We start from the raw sequence: 14,533 nt of genomic DNA on the forward strand, positions 1-14,533 counted from the left end.
TTGTGGCATGGGCCGGGTCCCGCCGGTACGTACCGGCGGGACCGGGCCCTTCGCCGTCGGCCGGGCGGACCCGTCCCGACGGGCGGACCGGCCGGCCGTCAGCCCACGAAGATCTCCGTCACGGACCAGATGGCCAGGCCGAGCATGCACAGACCGCCGATGCGCTGCACGGTCTTCAGCGGGACGCGGGTGGCGATGAACCGCCCCGCGAGCAGGGCGAGCGCGGAGACGGACATCAGCGCGGCGGCCGAGCCGATGGCGGTGGACCAGGTGCCGTTGCTCGCGGCGAGGTTGGCCGTGGTGATCTGGGTCAGATCGCCCCACTCGCTGATGAAGACGGCCATGAAGGCGGTGGAGTAGACCGGCCAGAACCCGGTGACCGTCCTGGTCTCCGTCTCGTCCTCCCCGTCGTCGCCCCCGCCGCGCAGCAGCATGAAGGCGCCGAAGGCGAAGAGCGCGGCCGAGACGAGCTTGACGATCCAGTCGGGCAGCAGCCCGATGAGGCTGCCCGCCCCGATGGCGATGGCGACGTGCACGATGAACGCGGTCGACGTGCCGAACCACACATAGAGCGGACGCATCCGCGTCCCCATGGCGAGGGACGCGAACATGGTCTTGTCGGGGAGCTCCGCGAGGAAGATCAGTCCGAAGGCGGTGAGGATCGCCAGGGGATCGAGAGACATTCCGGGTGGCTTTCTCTGGGGGCCGGGCCCGGATCTTCGCGAAGCACCTTGTCGGAGCCAGGAGGACCACTCGGCCCGGCACGACGGTGTTGTCACCCACGCCATGGGACGTGGGCCTGTCAGTGCCTGACCGAAGGTCTCGCCCACCCGCCTGGTCGGCGGGCCCGGCCACCGGGAACCCGGGGGTTCCAGTGTGTCGACGACCGGTTCGCGGGGCTACTCCCCTTCGCAGACCCCCACGGTACCCCACCCGCGGCGCGGCGCGGGCCCCCGGGGGGAATGGGGCTGTGGGGGCCTGCGTCGCGCGGCATACACACGAACGGCGCGGCGTCCGTGTGAACCGTGCGACTCACGGCTCCCCGGACGGCCCTGTCCGCTCGCGCCGGTACCGGGGCTGCCGTCTAGTGGGGGCTGCGGTCGCGTTCGGGCGGGCGCCGTGCTGCCCTTCGGGCGGCCTGATCCGAGGAGTTTCGAATGAAGAGCAACACCAGGGCAGTCACCGCGATGGCCGCGGCCGCACTCTGCGCGGTCGCCCTCGCAGGTTGCTCCGGCAGCGACAGCGCGTCGGAGTCTGCCCGGGAAGAGGCGCCCGCGGAGGCGGCCGCCTCCGCGTCGATGTCCATGAGCATGTCGCCGTCGGCGATGCCCTCCGAGCTTGAGGGCAAGGTGAATGCGAAGGAGCTGGCGCCGTACGGGAAGATCCTCGTCAACGGCCGTGAGCGGACGCTCTACCTCTTCGCGGCGGACAAGACGAAGGAGTCCACCTGCACGGGGGACTGCGCGAGGGTCTGGCGCCCCGTGCTGGTCACCAGCGGTGTCGAGCCGAAGGCGGGCACCGGCGGGGTCAAGCAGAGCCTGCTGTCGACCATCACCCGTACCGACAACACCAAGCAGGTCACCTACAACGGCCACCCGCTCTACACCTACAAGGCCGACAGCGCCCCGGGGGAGGCCCGTGGCCAGGACCTGACCGAGTTCGGCGCCAAGTGGTACGTGGTCGACACCGCCGGCAAGAAGGTCACCACCCCGCCGCCGAGCGGGAGCGCCAGCCCCAGCGGGAGCATGAGCCCCAGCGCGGGAATGAGCGGCACTCCCAGCCCCAGCGCCAGTTACTGATCCCACCCGTCTGATCCCGTCGGGTCGGACAACTCGGAGAAGCCATGCCGTTCCCGGGCGCCCGCAGCCGGTCACCCCGTGCTGTCCTCCTCGCCGCCGTCCTCGTGACGCTGCTCGCGGGCTGTTCCGGCGGGGGCGGTGGCGGATCCTCGTCGCCCTCGCCGTCGCCGACCCCGTCCGCCCCGGCGGGCGGAGCGGCGCGGGTGACGATCGACAACTTCACCTTCACGCCCGCGGCCCTGACCGTCGCTCCGGGCACCGAGGTCACCGTGGTCAACAAGGACTCGGTGGCCCACACCCTGACCGCCGCACAGGGCAAGGTGTTCGACACCGGCACCATCGGCCCGGGGAAGACGGCCACCTTCAGCGCACCGGGCAAGGCCGGCGCCTACCCGTACGACTGCACCATCCACCCCTTCATGAAGGGGACGCTCACGGTCCGCTGAGCGCCACCGGCCGACGACAGCCCCCGCCCACCGCGCGCACGCGGTGAACGGGGGCTCGGTGCTGCCGGGGGTGTCTCCCGGGACGGGACGGTGCGGGGGACAGGTCAGCGGCCCTGGCCGCGCCTGCCGCCGCGCATGCCCCTCTCGTCCTGGTCCGTGTCGTACTCGATCTGCTCCTTGCGGACCTCCGCCGAGACCTCCCGCTGCTCCGTGACCCGCTCCGTGTCCAGGCGGACGCGTTCGACGGGGACGGACTCCTTGCTGATCACCGGCTGGTCGGCGTGCAGTGTGACCTCGGTCTGGGCCTCACCGATCCGGGTGGCGCGGACCGCGCCGCGGTCCTCGGGCGAGATCGCCTCGTGGACCACGCGCACCTCCTCGTGGCTGAGCGGTACGGAGGTGGTGACGTTCTCCGTCACGACGACCTTGCGCAGCCGCGCGTGGCCGACCTCGCGCTCCTCGGTGGTGACGTGGAGCTCCTCCTCGGAGCGGATGAGTTCCTCGCCGTGCATCTCGCCCGTGCGCATGTCGCCCAGGTCGGCGCCGCGTGTCGCGGACCCGGCCATGGCCGGTCCCCGCGTCCCCTCCGGCGTGGCGGCGCGGCCGGTGGACATCCCCGACTCCGCGGACATGCCGGCTCCGGCCCGGGTCCTGCCGCCGGTGGCCGCCCCGCCCGCGCCGGCCGCCGTGCCCATGCTCGCGGCGGTGCCGATACCGCCCGCTCCGGTGAGCCCGTAGTGGTGGTAGAGCTGCTTCTCCTGGCCGGGGTCGAGGTGCTCGTCGGCTTCGAGGCGCGGCGCCTCCTTGACCGTGTCCTTGGCGTACGGGACGTGGATGTCCTCGCCGGCGCGCCGGGCGCCGGACAGCGGTACGAGGCTCTCCTTCATCCCGAACAGACCGGTCCTGACGGTGACCCACTCCGGGCGGCCCGTGCGGTCACCGACATAGACCTGGCCGATGCTGCCGATCTTGTCACCGTCCCTGTCGTACACGCTCCTGCCGTTCAGACTGCTCGGGTTGTTGAACACGCCTTCGGCTGACATCTGCGATCACTCCTCGCGTGGGGGAAGCGCGTCTGCGGGATGAGGCCCCTCACGGCCAGGCGCGCACGACTCCATCGCGCATCCGTACGGGTCCTTCGGCAACCGGGGGAGGCCGGCCCGGCGGTGGCGGCACCGCCGGGCGCCCAGTGCGGACAGTGTTCCCGGGGGCCGGCGGCCGGTCCGAACTATCCGCCATTCGGGTGAATGTGGGGTGGGGTGGGCGGGCGGGAGGCAGCGGCCGCGCGCTCCGTCCGCGCGCGCTCGGACCGCCTCCTCCGTCATCCTGGAACCGATGGCCGACGCGCCGACCGGAGGCCGTGCCGGCCGGACCTACGGAGAGCGGGCCCATGGCTGTGGAACGTATCGGTCTCGTGGTCCACCAGGGCCGCCCGGCGTCGGTGGAGGCGGCCCGTACCGTCCACGCCTGGTGCGAGGCGCACGGTGTCCCCTGCAAGGAGATCGACGTGTGGCGGGACCACGAACCCCGCCACGGCGGCCAGGAGGAGGCGTCCGCCGCGGGCAACCCCGACCTCGTGGTGACCCTGGGCGGCGACGGGACCTTTCTGCGCGGGGCGCGCATCGCGGCCAAGAGCGACGCCGCCGTCCTCGGCGTCGACCTCGGGCACGTCGGCTTCCTGACCGAGGTCCCCGCGGACCGGATCACCCGTGCCCTGGACGCCGTCCGCGAGGGCCGGGCCGCCATCGAGGAGCGCATGACGCTCACCATGCGCGCCTCGCGCGTGCTGGAGATGCCCTCGGAGATCACGGCGCTCCTGCGCCACGGCCGGGGGCCGACGCTGCCACCGCCCCATGTACGGTCCGGGGTCACCGGGGAGGGATGGGGCGTCCCCCTGGACGTCATCGCGCTCAACGACGTCGTGCTGGAGAAACTGGCCCGGGACCGGCAGGTCGCCCTGGGGGTCTACGTCGCGGGCCGGCTGCTCGCCTCGTACTCCGCCGACGCGGTCATCGTCGCCACCCCGACCGGTTCCACCGCCTACAGCTTCGCGGCCGGCGGGCCCGTGCTCTCCCCGCACATGGACGCCGTGGTCTTCACCCCGGTGGCGCCGCACATGACGTTCGACCGTACGGTCGTCGCCGCTCCCGACGAGCCCGTCGCGCTGCGGATCCAGCCGCACTCCGGGGAGGTGGCGATCAGCATCGACGGCCAGTTGCGCGGGGCGCTGGAGCCGGGGGAATGGGTCGGCGTCTACGGGGCCACGTACCGGCTGCGGCTGGTCCGGCTGGGGCCCACCGACTTCTACACCCGGCTGCGTGAGCGGTTCCGCCTCACCGACGCGCCCGCCACCGCGGCGGACGGTCTGGCGGCCCCGCTGTTCCGCCCGGACAGCCCGGTGCCGGACGACCTGGCCCACCTCCGTCTGCCGCCGCCACCGGGCGAGGGGCCGGGACACGGGTGCTGACGACCGGGCGGCCGGACCGGGGCCGCACGGGCGTCAGTCGAGCCAGTGGCGGCGGCCGAGGGCGATGAGCCTGAGCCGGCGGCGCGCCGCGGTCACCACCCGGGCCTCCGCCTCCGCCGCTTCCTCCGAAGGGTGTTCGCCCTCCGGCGCGTGCTCCGTTTCCGGACGCAGCTCCGTCTCCGGACGGCGCTCGGCCGCGTCGAGGAAGGCGGACGCCGTCATCACCATCTGGTCGACATAGACGTCGGCGAGCATCCGCAGATCGTCCCGGCTCCATCCGGCCGAGACCGGCTCGGCGGCGAGCGCGGAGGCCACCTCCTCGGAGAAACGCCGCAGTTGGGCGGCGATGGCCTCCCGCACCGACCGGACGCCCCCATGCCGCTCGCGGGCGATGAACCGGACATGGGCGGGGTACGCGCGGACGTACTCCGCCATCGCCCGGACGGTGCGGTCGATCCGTTCCTCGTCGCCGTCCGTGGCCGTGAGGATGGCGCCGATCGTGCCGTGCAGACTGTCCAGCGCCTGCTCGACGAGGGCCACCCCGAGGTCGGCCGGGTCCCGGAAGTGCCGGTAGAAGGCAGTCGGGGCCACGCCCGCCGCCCGGGTCACCTCCCGCAGCCCGAGGCCGCTGAGGCTCTGCTCCTCCAGGAGCAGCAGCGCCGCGTCCAGCAGCGCCTGACGGGTCTTCTGTTTCCGGACCTGCCGGATGCCCTGGGTGTGACTCATGCCATTCAGTAAACAACTGTTCTCCGGAGAAGGGGAACCTAGACTGGCCAGTCAGTGCACAAGTGTTCTCGCAAAGCTCGTTCGCGCCCATGTGTCCGCGCATCCGTCCGGATCTCCTCGCAAGGAGGCATTTCATGATCTTCCTCGTCGCGGCCCTCCTGCTGATGGGGGTGGTGCTCGGCGCGGTGGCGCACATCCCCCTCCCCGTCACCCTTGTCGCCGCCGCGTTCATCGGCTGCTGGCTTCTGGCGTTCGCCGCCCGTGAGTTCCACGCCCGCGGCGGGCGGCGCTGATGCCCGCCGCGGTACGGCAGGGGCGCGACGCGGACGGCATGGCCGTCGCCTCGTTCGTCCTGGGGCTCCTCGGTCTGCTCGTGCTCAACCTCGTCCTCGGCCCCATGGCGATCGTCCTGGCGGCCCTCGCTCTGGCGCGCGGCACCGGGCGCCGGGGCAGGGCCGCCCTCGGGCTCTTCCTCGGCATCGCCGACCTGGTCGTTCTCGCCGTGCTGGCCGGCGCGGACGGCACGCTGTCCTGGGGGCTCGCCGGCTGACGCTCCGTCCTTCCGTGCGGGTGCCCTCCGCGCGGGTGCCCTCCGTGCGCGGATCCGCCCGACAAATAAATCCCTATGGACAAAAATAATTGTCGGTGGGATGGTGGAGCCATGTGGGACGTGACCGTGATCGAGGACCCGGCGGCGGCAGCCGCCTCGCTGGACCCCATGAGAGCCCGGCTGCTCGCCGAGCTGGCCGCGGGGCCCGCGTCGGCGACGATGCTGGCCGGCCGGGTCGGACTGCCCCGGCAGAAGGTGAACTACCATCTCAAGGCCCTGGAGCGGCACGGCCTCGTCGAGCTGGCCGACGAACGCAGACGCGGCAATGTCACCGAGCGGATGATGCGGGCCACGGCGGCCTCGTACGTCATCTCGCCGCTCGCGCTGGCGGCGGTCCAGCCGGACCCGGCCCGCTTCCGTGACCAGCTCTCCGCGCGCTGGCTGCTCGCGGTCGCCGCCCGGCTCGTACGGGACGTCGGCAGCCTGATCACCGGCGCCGCCCGGGCGCGCAAGCGGCTCGCGACGTACGCGCTCGACGGCGAGGTGCGCTTCGCGAGCGCCGCCGACCGGGCCGCGTTCGTGGAGGAGCTGACCCGCGGCGTGACGGCGCTGATGGCCAAGTACCACGTGGAACAGGACGGGAGCGGCCGTGACCACCGGATCGTGGTCGCGCTCCACCCCACCGTCAAGGCCACAGGGCCGGACCCGGACCTGGCCCCGTCCGTTTTCGGGTCCGGGTCCGGTGCCGGGGCCGGCCCGGAACGCCCCGCACCGATCGGGGAGGCTTCATGAACGAGAAGGAGTACGCCACCATGTCCAAGGAATTCGAGATCGTCCGCGAGTTCGAGACCGACGCGAGTCCCGAAGAGGTCTGGCAGGCCGTCACCACCGGTACGGCCGCGTGGCTGTGGCCCATGGAGTACGAACCGCGCGAGGGCGGCGCCGCGCCGTTCGGCGGCACGATCACCGCCTGGGAACCGGGGAAGCGGCTGACCGCCCGGGTCGAGGACGTCGACGGCATCTCGCAGCAGACCCTCAACCAGCTCGACCATGTCATCGAGCCACGTGAGGGCGGCGGTTCCTGGGTGCGCTACGTGCACAGCGGCATCTTCGTCGACGACTGGGACAACCAGTACGACGGCGCCGCCAAGCACAACACCTTCTACCTCCACACCCTGGGCCAGTACCTGCGCCACTTCACCGGACGCGCCGCCGTCTTCTCGGCCGCCGACGGACCCGCGGCCGCCGGGGCGCCGGACGCGCTCGACACGGCGGGCCGGGCGCTCGGGCTGGCGGACGACGCCCCGGCGGGCACGGCCGTACGGGTCGACCTGCCGGGCGTGGGCCCGGTCGACGCCGTCGTCGACTACCGGGACCCGTACTTCATCGGGCTGCGCACCGACACCGCGATGTACCGGTTCTTCGGCAGGAACCACTTCGGCGCGACGGTCGGGGTGAGCGTCCACGACTTCGCACCGGGCGCCGACGCCGAGCGGACCGGAGAGGCCTGGCAGAGCTGGCTGGACGGCGTGTACGCGTAGGCCCGTACGGGGCGGGGGCTGCGGCCGCCCCGTACGCCTCACGCGCGCGCCGGGGCGCGCCGGGTCCGGGTCCACTCCCGCAGCCCCTCGGCCGTCCAGGTGTTGACGACCCGCTCCGCCGGGACACCGCACTCCTCGGCCCGGGCACAGCCCAGAAGCTGCCAGTCGAGCTGCCCGGGCGCGTGCGCGTCGGTGTCGACGGCGAAGAGGACCCCGGCCGCGACCGCCTCGCGCAGCAGCCGCCGGGGCGGGTCGAGCCGCTCGGGCCGGCTGTTGATCTCCACCGCCGTGCCGGTCCCGGCGCAGGCGTCGAACACCGCCCGCGCGTCGAACTCCGACTCGGGCCGGCTGCCGCCCGTACCGCGGTCCCGGCGGCTCCGGCCGATGACCAGGCGCCCCGTGCAGTGGCCCAGCACGTCGGTGCGCGGATCGCGTACGGCGGCGATCATCCGCCGGGTCATCGAGGCGGCGTCCATCCGCAGCTTCGAGTGGACGGACGCCACCACCAGGTCCAGCCGGTCGAGGAGTTCCGGATCCTGGTCGAGCGAGCCGTCGGGCAGGATGTCGCACTCGATGCCGGTCAGCAGCCGGAACGGCGCCCACCCCCGGTTCAGCTCCGCGATCACGTCGAGCTGTTCGCGCAGCCGTCCGGCCGACAGACCGTTCGCCATGGTGAGCCCGGGGGAGTGGTCGGTGAGTACGGCCCACTCGTGGCCGAGCGCCGCCGCCGTACGCCCCATCGCCTCGACGGAACTGCCGCCGTCGGACCAGTCGGAGTGCAGATGGCAGTCGCCGCGCAGCGCACTCCGCAGCGCGTGCCCGCCCGCCGCGAGCGGCGCTTCGGCCTCCCGCTCCAGCCGCTCCAGATACTCGGGTACGGAGTCGGCCACCACGGCCCGGACCACCTGGGCGGTCCTGGGCCCGATGCCGCGCACCCGGTCCAGCGTGCCGGCCGCGGCGCGTCGGGCGACATCGTCCGGATCCATGGCGGCCACGGTCGCGGAGGCGGTGCGGAACGCCTTGACCCGGTAGGTGTCCGCCCGCGAGCGCTCCAGCAGGAAGGCGATCCTGTCCAGCGCCTCCACCGGATCCATGGGCGCCCCAGACTGTCGGCGGTGGTCCGTCCGTTCCGCGCCCGGAACCCCTCCGTACGCGCGCCTTCATTGTCGGCGCGCCGGGCGCGCCGCGCATCCCGCCCGGCGGCGCACCGTGCCGCGCGCCCGCGGGGACGGAGAGGGGACAGGGGTGAGGCCCCGCGCACGGGGAGCGTCGCGGGGCCTCACGGGGGGCCGGTCCTGGCCGGAGCCCCGCACGCACCGCGGAACGGTGCGGCGGCGCACGGCCCCCGCCGTTCGGTCCATGCCTTCGGCCGGGTGTCCGGCGTCCGGGCGCGCCGCGTGGTGGCGGTGCGGGACGCCACCCGGCAGGGGCGGCGGGGGCGGGCCGACCGGTCAGGACGGCGGATGGTGCGGATGGTGCGGTCATGCAGTGGTGCGGGTGGTGCGGGTGGTGCGGTCACGCGGGTGGTGCGGTGGTGCGGGTGGTGCGTGGGTGACCCCTCGGGTCAGCCCTGTGCGGAACGGCGCTTGCGCGAGGCCCACATGATGCCCGCTCCGGCGACCAGCACGACACCCGCGGCACCGGCGATCAGCGGGGTGGAGCTGGACGCACCGGTCTCGGCGAGATCGTCACCGGCGGGGCTCGGCTGCGAGGACGGGACCGCGGCGGCCGAGGTGCTCGCCTCACCCGCAGGGGTCGGCGCCTCGGGCGCCGGCGTGTCCTCGCCGGGCGTCGCCTCGGGGGTCTCCTCCGGAGCGCTCGGCTCCGGGGCGGACTCCTGCGGCGGGGTGGGCTCCGGGGGCGTCTCCTCACCCTCGCAGACCGGGGCGGTCTTCGTCTCGTCCTTGTTGAACTGGTCGCCGTCGGCGGCCTTGACGACGAGACGGACCGTCACCTCGCTCTTGTGCGCGGGCAGGTCGAGCTTCTTGCTGAAGTCGTTACGGAAATTCTCCGTCGGCAGCAGGTCCTTGCCGTCCACGGTGACCGTCACGGTGTTCTTGTCGCTGTTGCCGTAGGCGGTCAGGTTCAGGCTCACCTCGGAGCACGTCACCGACCAGTTCGGCGTGTGCGCGAACGCGGGAGCCGCCGACAGGCCGACACCGAGGGCGCCGGTCGCCGCGACCGCTATGGAGGCGCTGGCGCGCCGCCACGATCTGCTGAATTGGGTCACAAAATCCTCCGCTATAACCGCGCCGCCGACGATGACGGCGCGCGCGCACAGTACCGCCATCGGTGTGTCCGCCAACAATCGACCCGTCCAACTCGCCGTCCCCGCAGGCCCCGTGGACCTGCGCAGACGCCGAGGAGCGGCCGGGAAGGCCGCGCCGGGGCGAACCGGGGACAGGGCCGCGACGACCATGATCACAAACCGGAGGGGATGGCCCGATCATGCCGTCATCACTGCTTTCGCCCGTCATTACGGGGGTGTGAACCGGCGCGCAAGCGCTTCCCCCGGCCCCATTCACCACGGACTGCCACAGCGCTGGTAAATATTCCGTCAATAATCGGCCGGTGGTTATCCGTTGCGCCGGAATCCGGCGAATCCCGCCGCGCCGACGACCGATTGAAGCCGGCCTCCGCGCATTTCCGCCCCCCCCGTTCGCGTACGGCTCTCTAGCGTCCGCGCCGCGTGAACTTTCGGCGTACCCATTGCCAGGCCGCCGTCAGCCGGGGATGGCGTTCCCGCTGTTCCCGGGAGGCCCGGTCCAGTTCCTCCATCAGCCGCCGGGAACGGTGCTCCAGGTCCAGCTCGTCGAGGATCCGGTCCAGCTCGGCCAGGAGCGCGCCGTGGAGCTGCCACTGCTCCGGGTCGCGCCGTACCTCCGCGAGCAGCAGCCCCGCCAGCCGCTCCCGGCTCGCCCCTGCCGCGTCCAGATCCTCGGCGAGCCGTGCCTCCGCCGTCTCGGCGCTCCGGGTGACGTCCGTGGTCACCATGACGGCGAAGCTCACCACCGCGTCGGCGACCAGGCCGAGCAGTTCCTGCAGCGCCGCTCCGACCTCCGGGGCGAACAGCGCCTCCCGCTCGCGCTCCTTGGCGAGGTCGGTGAGGGTTCTGGCCAGCACCCGCAGCACCACGGTGCAGATCTCCAGGGTGTCCAGGCCGGTCCGCAGCACCACGCGGTGCAGCAGCCCCTCCTTCACCCGGGGGTTGAGCCGGACACTGTCCTCCGCCTGGCGCAGCGCCGCATCCACCTCGCTGATGTCGTGATCGAGCCGGCGCGCCTCGTGCAGCCGTGAGGCGGCGTGCTCCACCGGGATGGACTCCGTCAGTCCCTCCCCGATCCGCAGCAGGAGCTGGCGCATCCGGCGGGCGAGGCCCTCCACGGACTCACCCGCCGTGGCGACCCACACCGGTGGCGCCAGCAGGAAGTTGAACAGCAGCCCCACCACCGCGCCGATCAGCGTCTCCAGCACCCGGTCCCACGCGGTGGACGCCACCCGGGGCACCCCGAGCACGAGCATGGCGCTGATCGCGACCTCGGGCACGAACTCGCTCACCCGCACGATCCGTCCGACCACGAGCGAGGCGAGAATGATCAGCCCCAGGCTCCACCAGGTCAGCCCGACCAGCACACTGAAGGCGCTGGCCACGAGCACCCCGGCCACCACGGCGTTCACCCTGCGGATACCGGTGGTCAGGGTGGAGTACAGCGTCACCTGTACGACGAGCAGCGCGGTCAGCGGCGCGGTGAGCGGCGCGGGCTCGCTGCTCAGCCGCACCGCGACCACGTACGAGATGGTCGCGGCGGCGGTCGAGCGCAGCGTCTGGGTGACGACGGGCTCCCGGCCCCGCTTCACGAACTCCGCCACCGGCGCGCTCAGGACGACTCTGGCATCACGCACGCTCACTCCCTTCCCGCGCGGGCCCGCCCGGACCCCCGCCCGGCCCCCGGATGGGCCGGTCGGGTCACCCCGCCCGCCGCCCGCCCGTCCATGACCGCAGGGCGTCGGCCGCCTTCCCGTCGACGGGGAAGTCGATCCGGTAGTACTTCAGCGCCTTGTCCTCCGCGACCAGCCGCATTCCCACCGCCGTCATGACCCGTTGCGACGCGATGTTGTCCTGATCGGTGTCCCCCTCGACCCGGCTGACCCCGCGGGCCCGCGCGAACTCCAGCAGTCCGCGCAGCGCCTCGGACGCGTACCCCTGCCCATGGACGGAGGGGATCAGCCCGTAGCCGACCGTGACGGCGAGATCCTCGTCGGGGACGGCGTGGAAGCCGAGGCCGCCGATCGCGTGCCCGTCCGTACGGCGGCGGATCTCGTACGCGCCGAAGGGCCCCGGATCGCCGGTGATCGAACACGTCGTCAGGAAGCGCCCGGCCCCCATCATGTCCCCGTCGGCGGGGTACCCGGGCGCCCACAGATCCCCGTCCGCGGTCTCGCCCGCCGCCACCCGCTCGGCTTCGAGCACGCTCAGCGGATGGAGCACCAGCCGCTCCGTCACAAGATCGTCCATAACGGCAGGCGTATCACGGGTCCCGTACGCCCCACAGCCGTTTCACGCGATGTGCATGCGCCGGCCGGGCGGGCTTCGCGCCGGTTCGGCCGGCCGGCCGTCATGGGGGCGCGTGCCGGGCGTGTCACGGGCGCGTCAAGGGTGCGTCAAGCTCCCCCGGGTCCGCGGCAGGGCTCCGTCAAGACCCCGGCCGGCCCCGCCCCGCCGGATCCGGCGGGCGCACGCTGGAGTGGAGGGCCGCCGGCCGGCGGCCCCGGTGGGGCCGGACCTCCGTACCGGCACGGCGAGGTGGACCATGCGCTTCTCACCGCGTGACCGCGTCGCGCTGGGCGCGGCGCCGCTCGCGCCCCTGGCCGTCGCCGGGGCGCTGGTGCCGCTGCGTACAGGAGTGGCGAGTACGAACCTGGCGCTGATCCTCGTCGTGGTCGTCGTGGCGGTCGCCGCGCTCGGCAACCGTGTCGCGGGCGCGGTCGCCGCGCTCTCCGCCGCGGTCTGGTTCGACTTCTTCCTCACCCGGCCGTACGAACGCTTCGCCGTGACCGACGCCAACGACCTCACCACGGCCGTCCTGCTGCTGGCCGTGGGGCTCGCGGTCTCCCAACTCGCCGCGCGGGCACGGCGGCTGCGGGTCATGACCGTGGTCGACGCGGGGCTCCTCGCCCGCATCCACGACACCGCCCGGCTGGCCCAGGGCCATGGTTCCTCGGCCGCCGTGGTCGATCAGGTCGGCCGTCACCTGGTCGACATCCTGCGGCTGCGGAGCTGCCGGTTCGAGTACGGGAGCCTGCTCGGGCACCCGGCGCGGCTGGAGCAGGACGGCACCGTCGTCGTGGACCGTGAACCCTGGGACCTGGAGGGGCGCGGCTGGCCCGACGGCGAGATCGAACTCCGGGCCGCCGCCAACGGGCACTACCAGGGCCGCTACATGCTGCTGCCGACGCCCGGGGCCGTCCCCTCCCGGCAGATCCGGGAGGTCGCGGTCACCCTCGCCGACGACGTCGGCGCGGCGCTCGACACGGCGGGCCCGGTGCCGGAGAACTGACCTGCTCAGCGGGTGGCCGCCGGGATCCGGTCCGCCGGCCAGAACAGGGCCGACGATGCCACGAGCGCGGCGTGGTCGGCCCTGTTCCGGCCGGTGTAGCGCAGGGCGAACTCCGCCACGGCGTGGTCGAAGGTCTCCGCCCCGCCGAGGTAGTGCGCGATGGCGATCCGGTCCCCGGAGCGGGCGTGCGCCCGGGCCAGCGCCCGGCCGCACAGCTTCGCGTAGTCGCGCAGCAGGGCCGGCGGCATGCCGTCGATGACGGCCGAGCCCTTCGTGTCCCGGAGCCCGCGCCAGTAGAAGTGGCGCCCCTCGGGACCGGTGACCCAGCCGAGGAAGATGTCGCCCGCCGCCTGGAGCAGCCGCTGCCCCGCGACCACCCGGTGGCCCTGGTGGGGGTAGACACTGGGCCGGAGATGCGGTTCGAGCACGGACCGCTCGGCCTCCTTGATCTGCAGGAGGAGCGGATCGCCGGCGTCGCGCCCTTCCAGCAGCACGACGAAGCACCGGGTGCCGACGCTCCCGACCCCCACCACCTTGCGGGCCACGTCGACGAACCGGAACCGGTCGAGGAGTACCCGCCGCTCCTCGGGGAGTGTGCTGCGGTAACCGATGAAGATCCGCCGGAGCATCGCCCTGTCGAGGGGACCGACCGGTTCGAGCCGCGGCGGATCGTGGATGATCCGGCGCCCTCCCTCCGCGGTGTCGGTCAGCTTCGCCACCGCCCACGGGCCGGTGCTCCGCCGGGCGCGCGACGGGTCCGCCCCGACGCGCCCGCGCGGCGCCGACCGGACCAGGGCGAGCAGCCCGGCGGTGTCGATCCGCTCGTACCAGACGTCCAGTTCGCGCAGGCGCGCCAGCCGGCGCATCGCCCGGCGGTACGCCCCGGCGGAGGCCCGCGCCCCGTCCCGGGCCTCCGCCGCCGAGCCGCCCTGGTCGAGGACGGCGACCGCGACACTGGTCGCGAGCCGCTTCACATCCCACTCGAACGGGCCGGGAAGGGTCTCGTCGAAGTTGCTGAGATCGAAGAGCAGGGCGCCGTCGGGCGAGGCGAAGACGCCGAAGTTCAGCAGGTGGGCGTCGCCGCAGAGCTGGACGGTCAGCCCGGTGTCCGGCTGGGCCGCCAGATCGGCGGCCATCACGGCGGCGGCGCCGCGCAGATAGGCGAACGAGGACGCGGCCATCCGCTCGTAGCGCAGCGGCACCAGTTCGGGGACCCGGCGCGCGGCCTGCCGGGCCAGGACGGCGAGCGGGTCGGGCCGGTCGACGCCCGGGATCCACAACCCGTGCGAGGACCGGGACGCCTTCTTGCGGGCCGCCCTGCCGCGCTCCGCCCGTTCGGCGGGAGTGGTCATGACGCTCCCTCTCGCCGTGGTCGGTGCCGTGGCACGGCCGGTCACCACGAGCATCCCGCTCCTGCGGCCCGGCAGCCCGGTGCACCGACCATCC

General features: G+C 73.3%; 16 protein-coding genes. 8 read left to right on the top strand and 8 right to left on the bottom strand.

The annotated features are described in order from the left end of the window. Positions 1 to 98 precede the first annotated feature (98 nt). Positions 99 to 683, bottom strand: a complete 585-nt coding sequence (locus tag ACFTZC_RS32855) for a TMEM165/GDT1 family protein (RefSeq protein WP_382895949.1) — start codon at positions 681 to 683, stop codon at positions 99 to 101. Between the two features lie 474 nt (positions 684 to 1,157). Here ACFTZC_RS32855 and ACFTZC_RS32860 point away from each other — a divergent pair, with 474 nt between their 5' ends. Both ACFTZC_RS32860 and ACFTZC_RS32865 read left to right on the top strand, forming a co-directional pair. Continuing rightward, positions 1,158 to 1,799: a hypothetical protein gene (locus ACFTZC_RS32860; protein ID WP_382895951.1), complete on the top strand. Its 642-nt coding sequence runs from the start codon at positions 1,158 to 1,160 to the stop codon at positions 1,797 to 1,799. A gap of 44 nt (positions 1,800 to 1,843) precedes the next feature. Beyond that, positions 1,844 to 2,245: a cupredoxin domain-containing protein gene (locus ACFTZC_RS32865; protein WP_382895953.1), complete on the top strand. Its 402-nt coding sequence runs from the start codon at positions 1,844 to 1,846 to the stop codon at positions 2,243 to 2,245. Positions 2,246 to 2,349: 104 nt separating this feature from the next. Here ACFTZC_RS32865 and ACFTZC_RS32870 read toward each other — a convergent pair whose 3' ends face one another. After that, on the bottom strand, positions 2,350 to 3,288 hold the full coding sequence (locus ACFTZC_RS32870; RefSeq protein ID WP_382895955.1) for a DUF2382 domain-containing protein: 939 nt from the start codon (positions 3,286 to 3,288) through the stop codon (positions 2,350 to 2,352). A gap of 347 nt (positions 3,289 to 3,635) precedes the next feature. Between ACFTZC_RS32870 and ACFTZC_RS32875 the strand changes: the two genes are divergently transcribed. After that, on the top strand, positions 3,636 to 4,712 hold the full coding sequence (locus ACFTZC_RS32875) for an NAD(+)/NADH kinase (RefSeq protein WP_382895957.1): 1,077 nt from the start codon (positions 3,636 to 3,638) through the stop codon (positions 4,710 to 4,712). Between the two features lie 33 nt (positions 4,713 to 4,745). On the opposite strand, the gene ACFTZC_RS32880 is transcribed toward ACFTZC_RS32875, so the two are convergent. Continuing rightward, positions 4,746 to 5,438: a TetR family transcriptional regulator gene (locus ACFTZC_RS32880; protein WP_382895959.1), complete on the bottom strand. Its 693-nt coding sequence runs from the start codon at positions 5,436 to 5,438 to the stop codon at positions 4,746 to 4,748. Positions 5,439 to 5,572: 134 nt separating this feature from the next. Here ACFTZC_RS32880 and ACFTZC_RS32885 point away from each other — a divergent pair, with 134 nt between their 5' ends. The 4 genes from ACFTZC_RS32885 (at position 5,573) to ACFTZC_RS32900 (ending at position 7,529) form a co-directional block, all read left to right on the top strand. Further along, on the top strand, positions 5,573 to 5,731 hold the full coding sequence (locus tag ACFTZC_RS32885) for a hypothetical protein (protein WP_382895961.1): 159 nt from the start codon (positions 5,573 to 5,575) through the stop codon (positions 5,729 to 5,731). Next, complete coding sequence (locus ACFTZC_RS32890; RefSeq protein WP_382895962.1) at positions 5,731 to 5,988, top strand: DUF4190 domain-containing protein; 258 nt, start codon at positions 5,731 to 5,733, stop codon at positions 5,986 to 5,988. The genes ACFTZC_RS32885 and ACFTZC_RS32890 overlap by 1 nt, the downstream gene beginning before the upstream one ends. A gap of 111 nt (positions 5,989 to 6,099) precedes the next feature. After that, positions 6,100 to 6,780, top strand: a complete 681-nt coding sequence (locus tag ACFTZC_RS32895) for an ArsR/SmtB family transcription factor (protein ID WP_382895964.1) — start codon at positions 6,100 to 6,102, stop codon at positions 6,778 to 6,780. Positions 6,781 to 6,800: 20 nt separating this feature from the next. Next, positions 6,801 to 7,529 carry an SRPBCC domain-containing protein gene (locus ACFTZC_RS32900; RefSeq protein ID WP_382896078.1) on the top strand — a complete coding sequence of 243 codons (729 nt, stop codon included), beginning with the start codon at positions 6,801 to 6,803 and terminating at the stop codon, positions 7,527 to 7,529. A 38-nt stretch (positions 7,530 to 7,567) separates the two neighbouring features. On the opposite strand, the gene ACFTZC_RS32905 is transcribed toward ACFTZC_RS32900, so the two are convergent. From ACFTZC_RS32905 to ACFTZC_RS32920, 4 genes are all read right to left on the bottom strand, one after another. After that, a complete protein-coding gene (locus ACFTZC_RS32905) occupies positions 7,568 to 8,623 on the bottom strand; it encodes a PHP domain-containing protein (RefSeq protein WP_382895965.1) in 1,056 nt (351 codons plus the stop codon). A 470-nt stretch (positions 8,624 to 9,093) separates the two neighbouring features. Further along, positions 9,094 to 9,759 carry an LAETG motif-containing sortase-dependent surface protein gene (locus ACFTZC_RS32910; protein ID WP_382896080.1) on the bottom strand — a complete coding sequence of 222 codons (666 nt, stop codon included), beginning with the start codon at positions 9,757 to 9,759 and terminating at the stop codon, positions 9,094 to 9,096. 443 nt (positions 9,760 to 10,202) lie between these two features. Beyond that, positions 10,203 to 11,432, bottom strand: coding sequence for an aromatic acid exporter family protein (locus tag ACFTZC_RS32915; protein ID WP_382895967.1), 1,230 nt, complete (start codon positions 11,430 to 11,432; stop codon positions 10,203 to 10,205). A 64-nt stretch (positions 11,433 to 11,496) separates the two neighbouring features. Beyond that, positions 11,497 to 12,045 carry a GNAT family N-acetyltransferase gene (locus ACFTZC_RS32920; protein WP_382895969.1) on the bottom strand — a complete coding sequence of 183 codons (549 nt, stop codon included), beginning with the start codon at positions 12,043 to 12,045 and terminating at the stop codon, positions 11,497 to 11,499. Positions 12,046 to 12,340: 295 nt separating this feature from the next. Between ACFTZC_RS32920 and ACFTZC_RS32925 the strand changes: the two genes are divergently transcribed. Then, the gene (locus tag ACFTZC_RS32925) at positions 12,341 to 13,087 is read left to right on the top strand and encodes a DUF4118 domain-containing protein (RefSeq protein ID WP_382895971.1); all 747 of its coding nucleotides are present in this window, start codon (positions 12,341 to 12,343) and stop codon (positions 13,085 to 13,087) included. Positions 13,088 to 13,092: 5 nt separating this feature from the next. Here the strand turns inward: ACFTZC_RS32925 and ACFTZC_RS32930 are convergent, their stop codons facing one another. Next, entirely contained in the window at positions 13,093 to 14,439 is a 1,347-nt protein-coding gene (locus ACFTZC_RS32930; RefSeq protein ID WP_382895973.1) for a DUF2252 domain-containing protein, read from the bottom strand. Positions 14,440 to 14,533 lie beyond the last annotated feature (94 nt).

Source organism: Streptomyces sp. NPDC056987 (assembly GCF_042673865.1).
Classification (GTDB): Bacteria; Actinomycetota; Actinomycetes; order Streptomycetales; family Streptomycetaceae; genus Streptomyces.

Coding starts and splice junctions, on each gene's coding strand:
- ACFTZC_RS32905 (WP_382895965.1), bottom strand. CDS start 8,623: ATGGATCCGGTGGAGGCGCTGGACAGGATCGCCTTCCTGCTGGAGCGC.
- ACFTZC_RS32860 (WP_382895951.1), top strand. CDS start 1,158: ATGAAGAGCAACACCAGGGCAGTCACCGCGATGGCCGCGGCCGCACTC.
- ACFTZC_RS32855 (WP_382895949.1), bottom strand. CDS start 683: ATGTCTCTCGATCCCCTGGCGATCCTCACCGCCTTCGGACTGATCTTC.
- ACFTZC_RS32925 (WP_382895971.1), top strand. CDS start 12,341: ATGCGCTTCTCACCGCGTGACCGCGTCGCGCTGGGCGCGGCGCCGCTC.
- ACFTZC_RS32920 (WP_382895969.1), bottom strand. CDS start 12,045: ATGGACGATCTTGTGACGGAGCGGCTGGTGCTCCATCCGCTGAGCGTG.
- ACFTZC_RS32930 (WP_382895973.1), bottom strand. CDS start 14,439: ATGACCACTCCCGCCGAACGGGCGGAGCGCGGCAGGGCGGCCCGCAAG.
- ACFTZC_RS32875 (WP_382895957.1), top strand. CDS start 3,636: ATGGCTGTGGAACGTATCGGTCTCGTGGTCCACCAGGGCCGCCCGGCG.
- ACFTZC_RS32885 (WP_382895961.1), top strand. CDS start 5,573: ATGATCTTCCTCGTCGCGGCCCTCCTGCTGATGGGGGTGGTGCTCGGC.
- ACFTZC_RS32890 (WP_382895962.1), top strand. CDS start 5,731: ATGCCCGCCGCGGTACGGCAGGGGCGCGACGCGGACGGCATGGCCGTC.
- ACFTZC_RS32865 (WP_382895953.1), top strand. CDS start 1,844: ATGCCGTTCCCGGGCGCCCGCAGCCGGTCACCCCGTGCTGTCCTCCTC.
- ACFTZC_RS32870 (WP_382895955.1), bottom strand. CDS start 3,288: ATGTCAGCCGAAGGCGTGTTCAACAACCCGAGCAGTCTGAACGGCAGG.
- ACFTZC_RS32880 (WP_382895959.1), bottom strand. CDS start 5,438: ATGAGTCACACCCAGGGCATCCGGCAGGTCCGGAAACAGAAGACCCGT.
- ACFTZC_RS32895 (WP_382895964.1), top strand. CDS start 6,100: ATGTGGGACGTGACCGTGATCGAGGACCCGGCGGCGGCAGCCGCCTCG.
- ACFTZC_RS32900 (WP_382896078.1), top strand. CDS start 6,801: ATGTCCAAGGAATTCGAGATCGTCCGCGAGTTCGAGACCGACGCGAGT.